Genomic DNA, 18,614 nt, shown 5'->3' on the forward strand with positions numbered 1-18,614 from the left:
GTCTTCTACCAATACGCTATTTATAAAAACAAGAAAAAACCTACTTACAGCAGTAGGCACCTATCTTTATTGTATTCATTTTTCATATATTTGTCATCTAAACGAAACGTACATCCGATAGACATCTGCTAAAAACTGCTGAAATTTAATACCTTGTTTCCCTAATACATTTTCAGGATCAATCTTTCTAGCTGGGTCAAGTGTTTTATGTGATACGATATCTTTCTTCGGATTCAAGCCGAAGTTTTGACATAAATACGCATGATACCACGTAAAACGGGTATACGCTTCCCAAAAGTTAACATCACCGCCATAACAAAGTTCCACTCCAATGGCAGCCTTATTAGCATCATAACCATATAAGTCATTATCTGTCGGCACACCATATCGAACGTGATAGGCAACTTCATTTATAGGAACAATTTCCAATATTGTTTTATCATCTATAAATGTATGTGCCGAAGCTTTCGGTTGTATTTCATTAAAATAATCCCGATTCCCTATCGCATTGCTACCAGGGTTCCCCGTATCATGACTTACAATAAACCTTACTTTAGAAAGAGGAATTCCCGGTCGTGAACTTCCATACCCAATATAGTTACGCTCTATAGGAAACATCGCCATTACTACCAACTCCCGCTTCAGAAGATTACCTTACTTCTTTATATATGTATTCGGTAGCAATGTCCTTATCGCATATTTCTTACGCGAAGAGAAAATCGAAAATATTTGATGTGAACACCATAAATAATAAAATACTTACAGCAACTCCATAAAAACCGTAAAACCAAACACAATCTTCTTTCGTATCTAAACCGAAAAATTTATTTACAGATTGTAATAATGTGCCGCGCTTACTTTGTTTGTTTCTTAATACTTCCACTCGTTCTACAACATCTGCTGGCATCATAAATCTTTGGTCTACTGTCATTTTCATCATTTATCTCTCCTTAAAATCATTTCCGTTTTGTTTATCTAAGGAAAGTATAGCACGTTTGTTCGTGTAGAACAAGCGTTCTTTTTTGTTTTTATTTTATTTTTCAACAATCCAAGTAAGAATTGAGATTACAAAAGCGATAATCGGCCCTACTACAACTGCACCAAATATTAAAAACAGTAGTCCTTCTCCGAACATCCGAACGTTACTTGTTTTTCGGGCTTTCATCGTTCTTGAGAGTTCTCCCTCTAACCTCTTAACCTTTTCTTCTAATTGTTCTACTCGTTCCATCATTTCATTTTCCATATACAACACCTCACACTAATACTTCAACAAAAAAACGTGATTCCCTCGAAAGGAATCACGTTTTCTCACGATATAATATTATACCCAACCTCTGAAGCGACTTGCTTCAGCCATTTTACGAACACCGACCATATACGCAGCTAAGCGCATGTTCACTTTACGAACTTGTGCTGTTTCATAAATAGAATCAAATGATCTTACCATTACTTTTTCTAAACGTTGTTCTACTTCTTCTTCAGTCCAGTAGTAACCTTGGTTATTTTGTACCCACTCAAAGTAAGATACTGTTACACCGCCAGCACTTGCTAATACGTCTGGAACAAGTAAAATTCCGCGATCTGTTAAAATTTTAGTTGCTTCTAATGTTGTTGGACCATTTGCAGCTTCAACAACGATTTTTGCTTTAATATTATTAGCATTTTCTTCTGTAATTTGGTTCTCAATTGCAGCTGGAACTAAAATGTCGCAATCAAGTTCTAACAATTCTTTGTTTGAAATTGTATTATTAAATAGTTTTGTTACTGTACCGAAGCTATCACGACGGTCTAATAAATAATCAATATCTAATCCGTTTGGATCATGCAATGCACCGTAAGCATCCGAGATTGCAATAACTTTCGCGCCTGCATCATGCATAAATTTAGCTAAGAAGCTACCAGCATTACCGAATCCTTGAACAACAACGCGTGCACCTTTAATATCAATGTCGCGTTTTTTTGCAGCTTCGCGAATACAAATTGTTACACCTTTCGCCGTTGCTGTTTCACGTCCATGTGATCCACCTAATACAAGTGGCTTACCTGTAATAAATCCTGGTGAATTAAATTCATCAATACGGCTATATTCATCCATCATCCATGCCATGATTTGAGAGTTTGTGAATACATCTGGAGCTGGAATATCTTTCGTCGGTCCTACGATTTGGCTAATTGCTCGTACATAACCGCGGCTTAATCTTTCTAACTCACGGAATGACATTTCACGTGGGTCACAGATAATTCCACCTTTACCTCCACCGTATGGTAAATCAACAATACCACATTTTAAACTCATCCAGATTGAAAGTGCTTTCACTTCATTTTCTGTTACATTCGGATGGAAGCGAATTCCACCTTTCGTTGGACCAACAGCATCATTATGTTGTGCACGATATCCTGTAAATATTTTAACAGTCCCGTCATCCATACGAACTGGTATTTTCACTGTCATCATACGAATTGGTTCTTTTAATAATTCATATACTTCGTTTGGATAACCCAATTTTTCTAATGCTTCACTAATAACAATTTGTGTCGAATTCAATAGTTCAAAATGTTGTTCCCTTTGTTGTTGTGTTTTTGTTTGAGTTCCCTTTTCGGCTACCATAGTAAGTAAACCCCCTGTAATTTCACTTGTTTAGTAAACCTTCATTGCCTAGTATACACCGTTAAATTTGGAATGCAATAGAAAACGCTAACAAATATATACAAACTATTTCCTGTTGCAAGCGTTTTCACTATCATTATAGTCCTTTTATTGCTTTTAGAAAAGTAAAATACTTAAATATTTAAATATTTTTTATTTTACTTATATATAACAACTTAAGAAGATATTTTTAAGTATAGTAAAGAGCGCCCAAATATTTATGATTCCCGCTATACCATTAATCGTTTTGACATTTTCAGACCAACATTTTAGGTTTCTCCAAATAAAAAACAAAACCTTAGCTTTGTTATATTAGCTAAGGTTTTGTTTTTTCACAAAGTAATTGTGTATTTGTTCAATTGCTTGAGAAGCCATTAATTCTTTACCATACTCCATTAGACGATAAATAGTTGCTGTAGACGGATTACCATATTCCGCTAAAATAGCTATAAAATCTGCCTTCAGTAATTGAACCTGCTCCTCTTCTTCCATCCAAAGATAGAAACGCCCATCCCACGTATATAGTTTTCCGCCAGTTACATCAAGGTTATATAAACGATTCGACAGGTTAATTACGTCATCTAGTGTAGCAAACTCATAAAGTATATGCTCGCTTTCATCTAGAGTCACTTGCATTTCAATAAACTCGTCACGGAACTCATCATCTGTATCCACATCTTGATGTTCTTTCGTTACAATTACGACCATTCCTTGCGCTTGTAGAGAAAATACTTCAACTGCAATTGGACCATCCGCTTCAAACCCTAGTTCCTTATTTGCTTCTTGCATCATATCACGAAATAATTGCTGTACTTTCGGTGCATTTCTCCACAAATCTTCTTTCGTTAATCCTCGTTCAGATAAATCATCAAATGTTAAGAAAATTTTTATCTTATTGTAATTTAATCGTTCCAGCCTCATCTCATACCCTCCCTACGTAACCAATGAATATAATTTTTATTATATGAAATAGAAAATAGATGGTTCTTTTCGAACAACTATTCTAACATTTTTAACCAATCATCCCATTCTTCTTTCGTATCACCAATTAGGCATGTTTGAATGTTCAACTGATCTCGAGCACCTATTTCTCCTATAAACCCAACAGAAAGTTTCTCACTTTTTTCTTGCAACAAATTCATGTCCTTCATCGCGTTCTTAAGTTCTCGTTCCTCATCAAAAGAGACTACTACATATGTAGGTTGTATTTGCTCAACAGCTAACAAAATACCATCTTCCGCTAAGCTTGACCTAATATATATCACCTCATATCCTTTTAAGCGTAAATACGTTGAGAAAACAAACCCTTTCAACATATTATTTTCTAACACGACAACTTTGTGTATAGAAGAAAATGATGATGCATTATGATACACCATTCCTAGACGAGTTTGTAAAAATGATACGACATATTGGAATTGCACCATTGTAACTTCATTATTATTTTTTAACGTTAACAATTTATTTGACACTTGAAGAACAATACTTGCTATGACTTTTTCTGTTGCATAAATACTGAAAGCCTCGTTTAACAATGCAGAAGTTGTAATTTCATCAAATTTTAACAAAGCTTGCAGTAAATCGTCCACTAAAACAACTTCTCTATCGTAATGTATTTCTTTTTGAACATTACTCTGCAAACGATTCCCTTCTAATAATTGAACTGCTTGTCCAATCATCATGCCGGAAGAAACCTTGTCCATTAACCATTTCAAAATTTGAATATGCTCTTCTGTATATAATCGATGCCCCGCATGATTCCGCTTTGGGGCAATAATTTGATATCGTCTTTCCCATGCACGAAGCGTACTCGGCTGAATTCCAATTATATTCGAAACAGCTTTTATGTTATATTTCCCGTTTAGAGTTGGCATCATTTCCCTCCGCATAACGTAATAATATGTGTTTGAGCAGGTGCTCGGAAGCGAAGTGGAATCAACGTTGTTCCATACCCATTACTAACAAAAAGAGTCATATTTGAATGCTTATATACGCCACCTTTTAAATATTTTTTAGATGGGAATAATCGAATCTGTCCTCCATGTGTATGTCCACTTAACACAAGTGAAATTTGTTCTTTTCCAGACATTTTATTTATTATATCAGGGTTATGGCTAATTAATATGCGAAAACCATCTTCTTTGCAATCAGCCAAAGCTAAATCTAAACGATCACGCTTCAAACCAACATCATCTACACCGAGCAAACAAATTTTTTCTCCTAGTTCAGACTCAAATACAACTCTTGTATTATCTAAAACTTTCACATTATTTTCTAATAACAAAGCATCTAATTCATGATATTCAATCTCATAATCATTATTTCCCCACACAAAATATACAGGAGCTATCGCTCTTAACTTTTGTATATTTGCAGAAATTTTCGATAAAGGGACGCCTCTTTCCGCTAAATCACCGCCAATAATTACAAGGTCTACTTTTCCTTTTACTTGTTCAATTAATGAACTTGAAATGACCCTTCTATGAATATCAGAAATAAAAAACACCTTTACTTTTTGAAAACTTTTCGGAAATTCTTCAAAAAGTAAAGTATGTTCTAACACAGTATTACGCATCGCTTCTGTATACATTACAAGAAGAAATATAACACCAATACATATGAGAGCACTTAATAAGATAATCCATATCATATATTTTTCACTCCCTTCCGCATAAAGATAATCCTCAGTTTTTATAGTAGGTATGTTACTAGCTATCCTGTTTTGCGGACTTATCTTTTATCGGAATTTTTATTTCTTGACCTACATTCACTTCATCTTCTTGTAAATCATTATACTTTTTAATCACTTCAATCCCAGTTTCATCTGAAAAATATTGCTTCGCTATACTTTCTAAAGTTTCTCCTTCTTTTACCGTATGCGTTACTACTTTCTCAGATGTTGCCTCAGACTCAGATTTAGCTGAATCAAAGAAAATGACCTCAAACGCACTTTTCCCAGCGTTATTACCATCACTTTTCACCTGAATATATTTATCTGTATACCATAAGATACTAATTGGTAGTAATATGAATAGAAATGTTAAAACTCGGACGAAAATATGATTCATTTTAAACTTTTCTTTTTTCTCTTTATTTCTATGAATTTCACTACGCGGCGGTAAACTTTCTTTTTCTTCCACTCGCTCAACTTCTAATTCCTCTTCGAAATCAGGAATTCGTTTTCTCATGTTGTTCACCACCACCTTCCATTTATTTTCTTAATTGGAGTCCCATTATAAAATCAACAAGAAAGTGTGCAAAGATTGTTATAAACAAATTTCCTGTCCATTCAAACACATAACCAAAGACAAAACTAATGAAACAGACGAAACAAAACAAAAATGGCTTTGTTATATACCGAATATGTAACACTGCAAATACTAAACTCGCTATTACAATTCCAAAGTGCGTCTGCACTACACCTCTAAATAAAAATTCTTCTGCAAAGCCGATAATGAACGTAATAACGAGTAGGTGCATAACTGACATTCCTTGAAACATCTTATCGTTAATACCACCATCATCAAACCAAGACTCTGGAAATACTCGCATTGCAACATAATCTAATAACACAATACCAATCGCCAACAAGCCACCTATTATAAGTATAGACACCGGTTCCCACTTCCACAGACTATACACCGATTTTATATCTCGGAATAATACATATGCTAGTAAACAACCGATACCGATAATAATGAACTGTGTGATATACAGATTCAGCCTTATTTCTTTCGGACTCATATCTTCAATATTATGCCTTTGAATGTTCATCATTCCCCCATCTTTTCTAGACCGAAAAGCTTTTGTAACTCTGTTTCCCAATTATAGTCGAAATCCGATTGTTGCGCTTGTCTTTTTTTATAATCTGTTTTTGTAATACCACAATAGTCACAGCAATTTTTCAACTCGTTCTCTTTTCTATAACCGAACTGTTGTAACAAATATTCACGCCTACATTCTTTCACTTGTATCCACGATTTCATGTTTTCTAGCTCACTATATTTATTACGTAGCCTTATTTCTACTTCAGCTATTAATCTGTTCATAATTTCATCTGACAAGCTCTCTAATTTTAATTTTCGCTGTTGTATGATTCCAAGCTGTTCAAGATGATAGCGGATGAAACGCCAATATTGTTCATTAAATTTTGCTGCATTATAACAAATTTCTTCTACCTCTTCTATTGGTAATTCTTTCGTTTGAAACATTCTTTCTTGTAGTAAAGAGAATAAAAATTGTATTTGCGACTGACTTGGCAATTCATCTTCAATTATCGAAATTGGTAAATCGTGATCTAACGGACTACATAGTAAGATAGCTATACTCGGTTCACCATCTCTTCCAGCTCTTCCGATTTCTTGTAAATAGGAAGCTATATTAGTCGGATAATGAAAATGAATAATATAGCTCGTATTCGACTTATTTACTCCCATACCAAAAGCACTTGTACATATTACAAGCTGCAACTGGTCATTCATAAACTGCTGTTGAATTAACATACGCTCTTCATGTTCCATACCACCATGATAAAAAGCGACACCAGTCACGCCTTTTCCTCTTAAATACTCCGTTAAACGTTCTGTCCACGCTCTGCTTGAACAATATACAATCCCTGGCCCTTGTAAATACATCACCTGGTTCAAAAGCGCTTCTTTCTTCTCTTCTATCGTCTCCACAAATTGTACTTCCATCGCAATATTTGGACGATCAATAGAGTATACATGCTGCGTCACTTTCTTCAAATCTAAACTCTCTGCTATATCTCGGAGTACATCTTTTGTCGCTGTTGCCGTTAATGCTAGCACCGTAGGAGACCCGATATTTTCAATGACTACATTTAGTTTTTTATAGTCTGGCCTAAAATCATAACCCCATTGTGAAATACAATGAGCCTCATCCACAACAAATAATGAAATATGAACTTTCTTCAATTCTCTTATTAACACTTCCGACTGCAACATCTCTGGTGAAACAAAAATAAATTTATATGAAGCTAATTTTTTCATCGCTTCTCTTTTTTCATGTAATGTCCGAAAACTATTAAGTGCTATTACTCGGTTTTTCACAACATACTTTAATTGTGTAACTTGATCTTCCATCAAAGATAATAATGGTGATACAACAAGCACGGTTCCTTCTTGCATTAGCCCTGGAAGTTGATAGCACATAGACTTCCCTCTTCCAGTCGGGAGCATTGCTATAACATCTTTTCCTTCTAATAAATCTGTAATGACCCCTTTTTGCCCTGTACGAAATTCAGAATATCCAAACCATCTATATAAATATTCCTCAAGCTTCATTTATACCCTCCATCCGCGCCAATACAAGACGAACTTCAAAATAAGAGATACCCTCTCCAACCGCTTGTTTCAACTCACGCAACTTACGTGTTTGTAATGCCTCAATTACTTTTGTTACTTTATCTATTTTGTCTTTTTCCATAAACATCTCGATTGAAAACTCTTTTTCCCGCAAAGCAATTTCAACAAAATGATCTTCTATCGTTGCAACCTTTAAATTTCTAATTGTCGCTATTTCATCTAAAGAGCGTCCTTGTCTCCAAAAATTATATGTTTTTTTCGTTGATAAACTAAATAATTCAGCTCTCTCATTTGGATAAGAGATAATCTCAGCCAATAGCGGAAATTCATTTTCTTTATCGTGAACTTCTTGTATAAAGAAGTGAATCGTACCCCAAAATAAAAAATACACCCGGAATATATCTTGTTTCGTAATTTCCGCTAATTGCTGCAATGTACAACCGATACGTTCATATCCTGTTAATCTATATGTTACAATCGTCGCTTCTACCACATCACCTTTTCCTAAAAGATTATGTATTTCTTTCCATAATCTTTTAGCCAATTCACTTCGCCTATATGGTATACCTGTTAAAAAGCGTTTTACCCACATCATTATTTCTGTATCTTGTTGAATGGGAATAAATTTCGTATTATTCTGTTGTAAATTAGATATAGTTTGAATAATTAATGATAAACGCTTCCAAAATGTTTCACCTAATTCACCATAGTGTAAACCATGTAAATGCGCGGGAAAAGCATACACTTCCTCCCATGTATGTAACTGCATTTTACCTTTAGATGTTAACAAATATGTATTTTCATGTATTTCTCGAATCAAATCTGCTTGCAACAACTTTGCAACTTCACGATCATAGTCTGTTCTATTTAACGATTTATATATTCCAAACAAAAATGAAATTCGGAACATGTTTCCATCTTGTAACGTTTGCGAAGATCGTTTTCCTTTTAATAAATAATAAATAGAAGAAACGGTCCTTTCACCATTCAATTGTTTTAAACAATACAATAAAGTATATTGTAGTTGCATTACCGCTTCCACCTTTCAATCTAGCTTAATTACTTTTTAGTATGATTGCACTTACTCATTAAACTTATCATATCGGCACTATGTACTTGTATATAGTATATTGTACCAAACGAAATAACATTTACGTATTTTGAAAATCTTATGACATAATGCAAAAATTAGTTGACACTCTAATTGATAAGGATTATCATTATAATTTTATGTTGAAAAGTTTTAAAAACCGTTTTACAATAAGGTTATAATTTTTATGGCGAGCTTTTCACATACATATTATCAGGAGGGAAAAAAGATGGCAAAATATACAATCGTTGATAAAGATACTTGTATCGCATGTGGTGCTTGCGGCGCTGCTGCACCAGACATTTATGATTATGATGATGAAGGTATTGCATTTGTAACGTTAGACGATAACCAAGGTATCGTTGAAATTCCAGATGTATTAATTGAAGATATGATGGATGCATTCGAAGGTTGTCCAACTGACTCAATTAAAGTTGCTGATGAATCATTCGATGGCGACTCTTTAAAATTCGAATAGTCTTTTATTAACTTCAAAAAATATCCCTCATTCATATGAGGGATATTTTTTGTTTTCTATTTTCATTCTACTTAATAAAAAACCACTAGTAGTTCCATACTACTAATGGTTTTATTTTATATTTTATGCATTTTTCATTTTTGTAAACACCCATACTTTCAGGCGTGAGAATAACGCTACAAATACAATTGTCACAACAATTCCTTTAATCAAATTAAATGGTAAGATTGCCGTTACAACCGTTGTTCTTATAGCCTCGCTAGACATAGCTGGTGAATTTAAAAACCAAGTGTAAGCTGGGAATATAATGATGTAATTTAATACACTCATAATGAGCGCCATTGTAATTGTCCCTAGCATTAATCCTGTCGTTAAACTCTTAACAGTACGATACTTTCTAAATAAGAAAGCTGCCGGTCCAATAAATAAACATCCTGCAATAAAGTTAGCAATTTCTCCAACTGGCACTCCCGTTAAACTCCCTTGAATTCCGTAATGTAAAATATTCTTTATCGCCTCTACAATTATCCCTGCAACTGGCCCGAAAATAATTGCTGCAATTAGAGCTGGTACATCACTAAAATCAATTTTTAAAAATGGCGGAAGCCCTGGAAACGGGAAATCCAACATCATCAGTAAATATGCAATACTACTTAGCATCGCTACACTCACCATCTGCACTACACTGTTTTTTTGTTTCATCTTTCTCTCTCCTTTTCCATCGATCTTCTCATGGAAAGTGGAAAGGTTCTGCTATGCCTACTTTTTCATAGAACGAAAAAACCCTTTGTGTTTTACACAAAGGGAGAATTTAAGGCACATCAAACAGACGTTCAAATCCATATCTTTTTTGAACGCTTGAACCTCCATCTTCTCCCATCCAGACTATACTGTCGGCTTTGGAATCACACCAAATCCTGCCTTAACGGCTCGCGGGCTTAGAACAAAATCACATATAGTTCATCACCGCCGGTCGGGATTTTCACCCTGCCCCGAAGATAGACCGATATTCTATTTTCCACTTTATTATACAACAACATAATCGTATTGTGAACAAAAAAAGTGTAACTTATTAAAAATAAGTTATTAATTTTATATAATTAAAACCAATCACTATATTTTACAATACACCCCAGATTTTTTAGTATTCGGCATTTCCCCTATGAATCCCCTAGTCATATATAATGAAAAGTGATAAGATGTTGAATTGTTAAGATAAGAACATTTTCTGGATTATGGAGGAAATGTCATGAAAAAAGAAAAGAGACACTCTATTCGAGAAGCAATGAAAAAAAACTTAAGAAAAGAATACTTTTACTTAAAAAAAGAATTACTTTTCTACTGTCCAATTGATTTAGGCACATTCTCAAGCGAGACATACTATGCTGCTTTCGATGAAGATGGCATCAGTATTTATCAGTATGATAAAAAAACAGAGAGTAAATTAAAACTGTGTGAGCGTCACCCATGGAAAAGTTGGAATAAAGTGAAGGTGGATCATTATTTGACAACTTCTCAATTTATTTTTCAAGGTGAGCGAAACTGGATATTATCCCTTTTCCAAAAAGGAAAAGAAGCTCAAAAAATAATTGAAGAGCACACATCTTTACAAACTGAAGTTGTTTCCCGCTCCTTCTTGAAAAAACTTCCAGGGTTCCGTTCTAATGCACCGTTGAATAAATACATCGGCAGCATTTGCTACACTGCACTTATTGCATTTTTATTAAAATGGATGATTCCATTTCAAGCACCACAAATCGCCCTGTACTCCATTTCAATTGGTTGTATGCTTCTTGGTTTACTTTGTTTGACAATCGGTTTAATTGAACCGACTATTGTACTATTTCGAACGAACGAAAAAACAAGAACGAAAGTATTTTACTTATATAGCTACTTAGCTATTTCTGGATTTATATGTGTCTTTATTTTTTGGTAAAAAAAGAGCTAGTTTAACTAGCTCTTTTTTTACTTTACGTATAATTGTTGATTTGGATAAATCCTATCTTGCTGCAGTCCATTTTTATCTTTAACTTCCTTAACTGACATACTAAATTTCCGTGCAATACTAACTAAAGTGTCCCCTTTTTGGACGACATATAAGGATGAGGAAACAACTTCATTTCTCTGTTCATTTAGAACTAGCAATGGATTCATCGCATTCTTTTTCGCCATCGTCCATCTTCCTTGATGAACTTCTAAATGTAAGTGTGCACCTCTCGATTCTCCTGTATTTCCTACTTCTCCAATTATTTCTCCTTTTGAAATATAATCCCTTTGAACTACATATCTCTTATTTAAATGCGCATACACGGCCTCATATTCTCCATGTTTAATAAATACAACGTTTCCATAACTACTTGAATAATAAGACTTTGTTACCTTACCTTCTTGAATAGCTGCCACAGGCGTGCCAATCGGTGCCGCTATATCTATACCGTAGTGTTTTCCATGCCTTGTCCCAAAATAATCACTTATCTGCCCTTCAACAGGCCATGTCCATTGATTTCCCTCTGCGTACACATGTAATTGAGATAAAAACAATACCGTCAATAACATGACGCCACATTTTAACACTTTCATATACATCCTCCGTTTTCTAATTAACACCATACCTTCTCTTATTTTGGTATATTACAGAAAAAAGTATACAAAAAAGAAAGTGAATCACTCCACTTCCTTCTCGTTTTTATCACGAAAAACGATTGCACTGCGATTATACTCCACATCTTTTACTTGTAATCGAGCGTTTATTACTCTAGCTACCGCAAACAAATAATCAGATAATCTATTTACATACTTTAGAACAACTTCATTTATTTTCCCTTCTTTTTGCAAGGACACTACACATCGTTCTGCTCGCCTTACAACTGTACGTGCAATATGAATAGCAGCTGCCGCTTCGCTTCCACCTGGTAAAATAAAACGCTCTAACGGCGGTGCTTCTTCTATATACGAATCAATCCTTCTTTCTAAGCTTTCAACCATTTCAACCGTTACTTTATAAGGAATTTTCCCCTCTACTATCGCCAAGTCTCCCCCGCAATCAAATAGTTCATGTTGAATATTTTCAAGTTCATTGTAAATATCTCCAAAAGATCCGCCTTGTAGCTTAGTCATTGCATATCCAATATGAGAATTCGCCTCATCTATCGTGCCATATGCTTCAACTCGGATATTATCTTTATCCACTCTGCCGCCTATTACACTTGTTGTCCCTTTATCTCCTGTTTTCGTATATAATTTCATCGCTTCACGACACCCCTCTTGCTATTCTTCATTCGACTAAGATAGAAAAAAAGTTCTACTATTATTTATTTAATTGATTTTACAAAAAAATAAAAAACAGTAGAACTTTATTCATTATCAACTTTAAAAACGTATATCTAAATTATACGATTCGGTAAATATACAGAGAATGTAGTTCCCTCTCCAACAACACTTGAAACAGCAATTTTACCATCATGGCCTTGCACAATATTTTTTGCAATCGCAAGCCCGAGCCCCGTTCCACCTTTTTTCCCACGTGTTCTTGCTTTATCAGCTTTGTAGAAACGATCAAATAAAAATGGAATATCTTCTTCTGGAATACCAGCGCCTGAATCTTGTACTTCAAAAGTAAGACCATTATTTTTCGTATTAATTACAAGCGTTACATGTCCGCCTGCATTCGTATGACGAATTGCGTTATCAATTAAATTCGTCAATACTTGTTCCATACGATCTGCATCAAACGGGTATTGTTCAATTGGATTCTGGAAATCAACCGTTAATGCGACTTCTTTATCCTTTGCAATTCCTTGGAATTTACGACCTATTTTTTCAACGAAAGGATGAATATCAACTTCACCTATATGTAACTCTACATTACCACTTTCCATACGCGCTAAATCTAATAGTTCATTTACAAGTTTACCTAAACGAACGGATTCATCATAAATAATTTGAACAAACTCATTAATTTCTTCTTTCGTTTGCACAATATCATCTAAAATCGCTTCACTATACCCTTGAAGCATTACCATCGGTGTACGAAGTTCATGTGATACGTTCGCAATAAAGTCTTGACGCATCTTCTCAAGACGGCGCTCTTCCGTCATATCACGTAATACAGCTACAGCACCACGAATTTTCGTTTGATTGTAAAGCGGCGTCATAAGAACTACATAGTTCCCTTTTTGTAAATTAATTTCAACCACTTGTTGTTGCTCACTTTCTACAACGAGATGGAATAGTTCAACAAGTTCAGAAGGTAGTTTTTTACTGAGCTCTACTTCCTTTTCCTCTTGCCAAACTTGTAAGAAATGTTCAGCCGGCGGATTAATTACAACGACTTCACCTTCTTGATTTAACGTAATAACCCCATCTGCCATACTACTTAAAATACTTGCTAACTGTTCTTTTTCTTGCTGCAGGGCATTCATATTAAACTTCAACTGTTTCCCCATTTGGTTTAAGGCCGTTGCAAGCTCACCAATCTCATCCTGAGATACCATAGGTGCTTTCGCATCAAACTTCCCACGCGCGACCTCAAAAGCAACCTCACGCATTTTACGGAGTGGTGCTGTAATTCGAGTAGATAAGAAGAATGCAAAGAACGTTGTTAATATAATCGCAATCCCTGCTGATAAGAATATAAAATCAGTCGTTCTCTCCATACCTTGTATCGGTACTTGTAAAGATTCGTATACGAACACTGCACTTTGATTTTTTGAATGCACTGGTTTTCCGACAATCATAATATCATTTTCAGTGTTTTTATTCTTTCTACTATTAGAGGCTTTTCTAATGTTATTCTTAATTTCTTTTTTGTCTGTAAAAACAGCCGCTAATTCTTTGTCTTCTTTCAAATTATCCATTGTAAGAGTGACTAATCCTTCTTGTTTCGGCGAAGAAGATATTTCTTTACCATCTTCTACAATAATGATCCTTGAAAGTGGATCAGAGAATTTGTACGCGATATTCTCAATCGTTTTTACATCGGCACCTTCTTCAATTAACTCTGAAACACTTGTTGCAACTTTTTGAAGCCTAGCTTCACTCATATCAACATAATATGTTCTAAAGAACTGTGAAAGTAAAATCGCAACAAATCCGAGCACAAACGAAACGAGAAGCAATATGGTCATCCATAATTTCCCTACTACACTTCTCCAAAGCATCAGTCGTTCACAACCTCAAACTTGTAACCTACGCCCCAAACGGTAACAATCATCTTCGCAGCATCTGGTGATTTTTTGCTTAACTTCTCACGTAAACGCTTTACATGCGTATCAACTGTACGTAAATCTCCGAAGAATTCATATTGCCATACTTCTTTTAACAATTGCTCACGATCAAATACCTTATCAGGCGCTTTCGCTAAGAATAATAGTAATTCGTACTCTTTCGGTGTTAAGTTTACTTCATTACCATCTGCTGTAACACGGTGTGCATCATTATCAATTGTTAAATGAGGGAACACAGTAACATCTTTTGTCGTTGTATCTTGTGTAAAGAACGTTGTTGGTACAGAACGGCGTAAGACCGCTTTCACACGAAGCACTACTTCACGTGGGCTAAATGGTTTCACAATATAATCATCAGTTCCTACCTCAAACCCTTGTACTCGGTTTACTTCTTCACCTTTTGCCGTCAACATAATAATTGGCGTCGCTTTCTTCTCACGAACCCCTTTACACACTTCAATACCATCTTTACCTGGCATCATAAGATCTAATAGGATCAAATCGTAATCATTTTGTAACGCCATTTCTAAAGCTGTATCACCATTGTCCGCTTCTTCAATTGTATATTGTTCTCTTTCTAAATACATTTTCAACAAACGACGAATACGATCCTCATCGTCTACAATTAAAATTCTTGATTCATTTTCCATTTCTACCCGTTGCGTACTTTTACCACAACGGTTTACACCTACCCTTCTACACTAGTATGTTGCGCTATTCTCGTTTATTTAAGCAATCTTCTAAATGTTTCACTTCCCATATTATGCTTCACAAGAATAATAAAGTTTGTTCAATTTTTTTCCAAAACTATGTATTTTTTTTGAACAGGATATAATGTCCTCGACATCATTTTACAAAATCAACCGCTACTTTGTCATGTTTTTCTCAAAAAAGAAGAAAAATTGACAAAAATAAAATAGGAAAGTGACATTCACTCTCCTATTTTATTTCTCTATGCGTATGAATGTAAACCCGCGATAATTAAGTTTACTACAATAAAGTTAAACATAATGATTGCAAAACCAATTACCGCTAACCACGCTGACTTCTCTCCGTGCCACCCTTTTGATAAGCGTAAATGTAATACCGCCGCATAAAAGAGCCAAGTAATAAGCGCCCAAACCTCTTTTGGATCCCAACCCCAAAAACGTGTCCACGCTATTTGAGCCCAAATCATGGCAAAAATTAATGCACCTAATGTGAAAACCGGGAATCCAATTGCAATAGAACGATATCCGATTTCATCCAGTAAATCACTATTTGTATTCTTTACTAACGGCTGAAGTGCTGCCGATACTCGTTTGCGTAAAACAAGTCTTAATACAATATAAAGTAATGTCCCAACTAACACTGACCAAATAACAGTATTTAATTTTTTCGCATTTACAATCGCTGGAACTTCAACTGTCGGTTCTAATTTATTTTCTGTCAATAACTTTCCTTCGTGCGGTCCTACTAAAGCTGGAAGATTGTACTTCATTTCCACTTGTTGTTCATTTTTATCAACCCATTGAAACTTCGCTTCATATTTCATACTAGAAAATAACGTTGTCACTCCAATAAAACCAACTGTACAAACAAGTGTGAACACTACCGTTTCTAACCAAAATGTACGTTTGCTTCTCGTTGATTGGTCTACATTTTTCAATAAATACATAACGCCCGTAATAAAACTAATTGCTAAAATTGCTTGTCCTGCTGCTGCAGTCGTCACGTGAATATGCAACCAATTACTTTTTAAAGAAGGAATAAGCGGAGATATTTCCCTCGGAAACATACTTGCATAGGCAATTAATAAAAGTGCAACTGGTAATGCAAAAAGTCCGATTATACTTACGCGATACATAAAATACATGACAATAAATGCTCCGACAAGCATCATGCCGAAAAATGTACCGAATTCAAAAAAGTTACTAACTGGTGCATGTCCTGATGCAATCCATCTTGTAACAAAATATACTGTTTGTGCAATAAACCCTAAAATTGTAATCGTTATTCCTATATTTGCCCATTTATGACCTTTTTCTTTAATTGCTCCCCCGAAAAATAGAGTTGCAATTAAATATAAAATAAATGCGGTAAAGAGAAAGTTACTACTTATTTGCACCATATCGTTTCCCCACCTTAACTAATTTTTTTATCCACTACTTTATCGCTTGGCTGCGGAATTGCCGTACCTTCTAGTACTCTTTCAATATCTTTCTTTAAACCGAACCAATTTTTATTCGTGTGTCCTGCAATCCACCATTCATCATTAACGCGTTGTATCCAAATACGACGATGATTCCAATACATCCCTTGAATGACACCAACCATAAATATAAATCCTCCAATACCGAGAATCCAAAGCGTTAAATCTTTCCTTACAGTAAGTGCTGTTGCATTTTGCATTTCCACACCTGCAAACGACATTTTATATTTATTATTTCCATCAGGTTCTATATTTTGCTGAATACCAACAAAACTCACTTCACCATCTGGTGTTTCAGGCGTAAACATTTTAAACACAAATGCAGGGTTGTTTGGTAATTTCGTTTTCGTATTTGGTCTTCCACTCTCATCAAAATAAAAGTCAGGGAAATAGCTTAATAGTTCTAAAGAATAACCATTTCCTAAATCATATTTTTCTGTAGGGTTCGTTAAATCAACTTTGATCGGTCCCCACTTTTGATTATTTTCTTTGTTTTGCAAATGGAATGACATGCTTTTAAATTCACTTTCTTTGTAATCCACTTGATATATAGCAAATTGATCAAATTTCAGCGGTTCATTCACTCGAATTTCCGCTTCTTTTACTTTTTCTAATTTCGGTTTTTGTCCTGCTATATTTTCGCCGACCGCTTTATATAATACAGCATTCGTTTGGAAGTTTTTCGCAATCATTTTATCGCCTACACGATCAATCGCTTCATCAAAAACTTCCTTGTCCTTACTTTTATCATAAACTTCCTTAATAAATTTCTCGTTTTTTAAATAGTATTGACCATCCGTTCCTGGGATTTCTTTCGTTTCACCGTCACGTAACCAAAGGGCTTCGTCTACGTACATACTCGGTAAAAAACGGAGCATTGCACCGAATAAAAAGATAATGAGACCAATATGATTCACATATGGACCCCAGCGTGAAAACCGTCCCTTTTCCGCCAAAATATTTCCGTCTTCCACTTTCACGTTATAGTTTCTTTTCTTTAAATTCTTTTGCACTCTTTCAAGATCACCATCTTGCGGTGTACCAGTGCCGTATAATCTTTGTCTCTTTAAAAAGCTAGGGTGTCTTTTCACCCCTTGCTTCTTTAAAGCTTTATAAAGTGGAATGACACGGTCTAAGCTACATATCACAAGTGAAATACCAATTGAAGCAATTAAAATCATATACCACCATGAACCGTATAAATTATTAAATCCTAATTGATAGTATAGTTGCCCTAAAAATCCGTATTCTTGCTTATAATATTCAGCTGGTGCAATTCCTGGAGTTATGTACATTTCTTGCGGAAAAATAGTTCCTATTGCTGATGCAGCTAAAGTGATTACAATGAGCCATACACCCACTTTTACAGAAGAGAAAAAGCTCCAAATTTTATCGACTATCGTTTTTGTTTGTGTGAGAGATCTCCGAGCACTCCCCTCATAACGCATATCCAATAGTTTTATATTTTCATTGCTTTCAAATGGTTTCCCACATGCTTCACAAAAAACAGTTCCTATCGGATTCACATGTCCACATTCACACTTAATTTCTTTCAACACTCTCACCGCCCCTATATCTATATGTACTATTGTATATTCTACCCTCAAGTTACCGCAATACTCAGAATTTTTAAATCAGAGGCACTATAAGGATGCACCT

20 protein-coding genes and 1 riboswitch are annotated in these 18,614 nt (G+C 34.9%); of the genes, 2 read left to right on the forward strand and 18 right to left on the reverse strand.

Going from position 1 to position 18,614, the window contains the following annotated elements; translation table 11 throughout:
• Nucleotides 1-93: 93 nt before the first annotated feature.
• The 11 genes from JDS99_RS08430 to JDS99_RS08480 all read right to left on the reverse strand — a co-directional run bounded on the left by JDS99_RS08430 (nucleotide 94) and on the right by JDS99_RS08480 (nucleotide 9,001).
• Nucleotides 94-624, reverse strand: a complete 531-nt coding sequence (locus JDS99_RS08430; protein ID WP_001240648.1) for a peptidoglycan recognition protein family protein — start codon at nucleotides 622-624, stop codon at nucleotides 94-96.
• A gap of 79 nt (nucleotides 625-703) precedes the next feature.
• Entirely contained in the window at nucleotides 704-940 is a 237-nt protein-coding gene (locus JDS99_RS08435) for a DUF3961 domain-containing protein (RefSeq protein ID WP_001983018.1), read from the reverse strand.
• A gap of 93 nt (nucleotides 941-1,033) precedes the next feature.
• Complete coding sequence (locus JDS99_RS08440; protein ID WP_000426773.1) at nucleotides 1,034-1,243, reverse strand: hypothetical protein; 210 nt, start codon at nucleotides 1,241-1,243, stop codon at nucleotides 1,034-1,036.
• A gap of 78 nt (nucleotides 1,244-1,321) precedes the next feature.
• Nucleotides 1,322-2,608 carry an NAD-specific glutamate dehydrogenase gene (gene gudB / locus JDS99_RS08445; RefSeq protein WP_000225171.1) on the reverse strand — a complete coding sequence of 429 codons (1,287 nt, stop codon included), beginning with the start codon at nucleotides 2,606-2,608 and terminating at the stop codon, nucleotides 1,322-1,324.
• Between the two features lie 351 nt (nucleotides 2,609-2,959).
• Nucleotides 2,960-3,568 (reverse strand): genetic competence negative regulator, encoded by a 609-nt coding sequence (locus JDS99_RS08450; protein ID WP_001235391.1) that lies wholly within the window; start codon nucleotides 3,566-3,568, stop codon nucleotides 2,960-2,962.
• 77 nt (nucleotides 3,569-3,645) lie between these two features.
• Nucleotides 3,646-4,521, reverse strand: a complete 876-nt coding sequence (locus tag JDS99_RS08455; protein ID WP_141555624.1) for a MerR family transcriptional regulator — start codon at nucleotides 4,519-4,521, stop codon at nucleotides 3,646-3,648.
• Nucleotides 4,521-5,297, reverse strand: a complete 777-nt coding sequence (locus JDS99_RS08460; protein WP_199694924.1) for a metallophosphoesterase — start codon at nucleotides 5,295-5,297, stop codon at nucleotides 4,521-4,523. The genes JDS99_RS08455 and JDS99_RS08460 overlap by 1 nt, the downstream gene beginning before the upstream one ends.
• A 58-nt stretch (nucleotides 5,298-5,355) precedes the next feature.
• Nucleotides 5,356-5,835 carry a LysM peptidoglycan-binding domain-containing protein gene (locus JDS99_RS08465; RefSeq protein WP_001231546.1) on the reverse strand — a complete coding sequence of 160 codons (480 nt, stop codon included), beginning with the start codon at nucleotides 5,833-5,835 and terminating at the stop codon, nucleotides 5,356-5,358.
• Nucleotides 5,836-5,857: 22 nt separating this feature from the next.
• Nucleotides 5,858-6,421, reverse strand: coding sequence for a CPBP family intramembrane glutamic endopeptidase (locus JDS99_RS08470; RefSeq protein WP_001025770.1), 564 nt, complete (start codon nucleotides 6,419-6,421; stop codon nucleotides 5,858-5,860).
• The gene (locus JDS99_RS08475; protein ID WP_199694925.1) at nucleotides 6,421-7,950 is read right to left on the reverse strand and encodes a RecQ family ATP-dependent DNA helicase; all 1,530 of its coding nucleotides are present in this window, start codon (nucleotides 7,948-7,950) and stop codon (nucleotides 6,421-6,423) included. The genes JDS99_RS08470 and JDS99_RS08475 overlap by 1 nt, the downstream gene beginning before the upstream one ends.
• Nucleotides 7,940-9,001, reverse strand: coding sequence for a YpbB family protein (locus JDS99_RS08480; RefSeq protein WP_048561351.1), 1,062 nt, complete (start codon nucleotides 8,999-9,001; stop codon nucleotides 7,940-7,942). The genes JDS99_RS08475 and JDS99_RS08480 overlap by 11 nt, the downstream gene beginning before the upstream one ends.
• 289 nt (nucleotides 9,002-9,290) lie before the next feature.
• Here JDS99_RS08480 and JDS99_RS08485 point away from each other — a divergent pair, with 289 nt between their 5' ends.
• Nucleotides 9,291-9,539: a ferredoxin gene (locus tag JDS99_RS08485; protein ID WP_001151994.1), complete on the forward strand. Its 249-nt coding sequence runs from the start codon at nucleotides 9,291-9,293 to the stop codon at nucleotides 9,537-9,539.
• A gap of 123 nt (nucleotides 9,540-9,662) precedes the next feature.
• Here the strand turns inward: JDS99_RS08485 and JDS99_RS08490 are convergent, their stop codons facing one another.
• Nucleotides 9,663-10,241 (reverse strand): ECF transporter S component, encoded by a 579-nt coding sequence (locus JDS99_RS08490; RefSeq protein WP_098857585.1) that lies wholly within the window; start codon nucleotides 10,239-10,241, stop codon nucleotides 9,663-9,665.
• Between the two features lie 162 nt (nucleotides 10,242-10,403).
• Nucleotides 10,404-10,543, reverse strand: a riboswitch (FMN riboswitch).
• Between the two features lie 245 nt (nucleotides 10,544-10,788).
• Between JDS99_RS08490 and JDS99_RS08495 the strand changes: the two genes are divergently transcribed.
• Nucleotides 10,789-11,475, forward strand: coding sequence for a hypothetical protein (locus JDS99_RS08495; RefSeq protein ID WP_000711800.1), 687 nt, complete (start codon nucleotides 10,789-10,791; stop codon nucleotides 11,473-11,475).
• Nucleotides 11,476-11,504: 29 nt separating this feature from the next.
• Here the strand turns inward: JDS99_RS08495 and JDS99_RS08500 are convergent, their stop codons facing one another.
• The 6 genes from JDS99_RS08500 to resB all read right to left on the reverse strand — a co-directional run bounded on the left by JDS99_RS08500 (nucleotide 11,505) and on the right by resB (nucleotide 18,514).
• Nucleotides 11,505-12,119, reverse strand: coding sequence for a peptidoglycan DD-metalloendopeptidase family protein (locus JDS99_RS08500; protein ID WP_098857586.1), 615 nt, complete (start codon nucleotides 12,117-12,119; stop codon nucleotides 11,505-11,507).
• 84 nt (nucleotides 12,120-12,203) lie between these two features.
• On the reverse strand, nucleotides 12,204-12,785 hold the full coding sequence (locus JDS99_RS08505; RefSeq protein ID WP_087985531.1) for a cob(I)yrinic acid a,c-diamide adenosyltransferase: 582 nt from the start codon (nucleotides 12,783-12,785) through the stop codon (nucleotides 12,204-12,206).
• 137 nt (nucleotides 12,786-12,922) lie between these two features.
• Entirely contained in the window at nucleotides 12,923-14,698 is a 1,776-nt protein-coding gene (gene resE, locus JDS99_RS08510; protein ID WP_098857587.1) for a sensor histidine kinase ResE, read from the reverse strand.
• Complete coding sequence (resD, locus tag JDS99_RS08515) at nucleotides 14,698-15,414, reverse strand: DNA-binding response regulator ResD (RefSeq protein ID WP_000426862.1); 717 nt, start codon at nucleotides 15,412-15,414, stop codon at nucleotides 14,698-14,700. Before resD ends, resE begins: the two co-directional genes overlap by 1 nt.
• 302 nt (nucleotides 15,415-15,716) lie before the next feature.
• The gene (gene resC / locus JDS99_RS08520; RefSeq protein ID WP_087985530.1) at nucleotides 15,717-16,874 is read right to left on the reverse strand and encodes a cytochrome c biogenesis protein ResC; all 1,158 of its coding nucleotides are present in this window, start codon (nucleotides 16,872-16,874) and stop codon (nucleotides 15,717-15,719) included.
• Between the two features lie 14 nt (nucleotides 16,875-16,888).
• Complete coding sequence (gene resB / locus JDS99_RS08525) at nucleotides 16,889-18,514, reverse strand: cytochrome c biogenesis protein ResB (protein ID WP_000910540.1); 1,626 nt, start codon at nucleotides 18,512-18,514, stop codon at nucleotides 16,889-16,891.
• Between the last annotated feature and the right edge of the window lie 100 nt (nucleotides 18,515-18,614).

This window comes from Bacillus cereus group sp. N6 (genome assembly GCF_016483705.1).
GTDB classification, from domain to species: domain Bacteria; phylum Bacillota; class Bacilli; order Bacillales; family Bacillaceae_G; genus Bacillus_A; species Bacillus_A wiedmannii.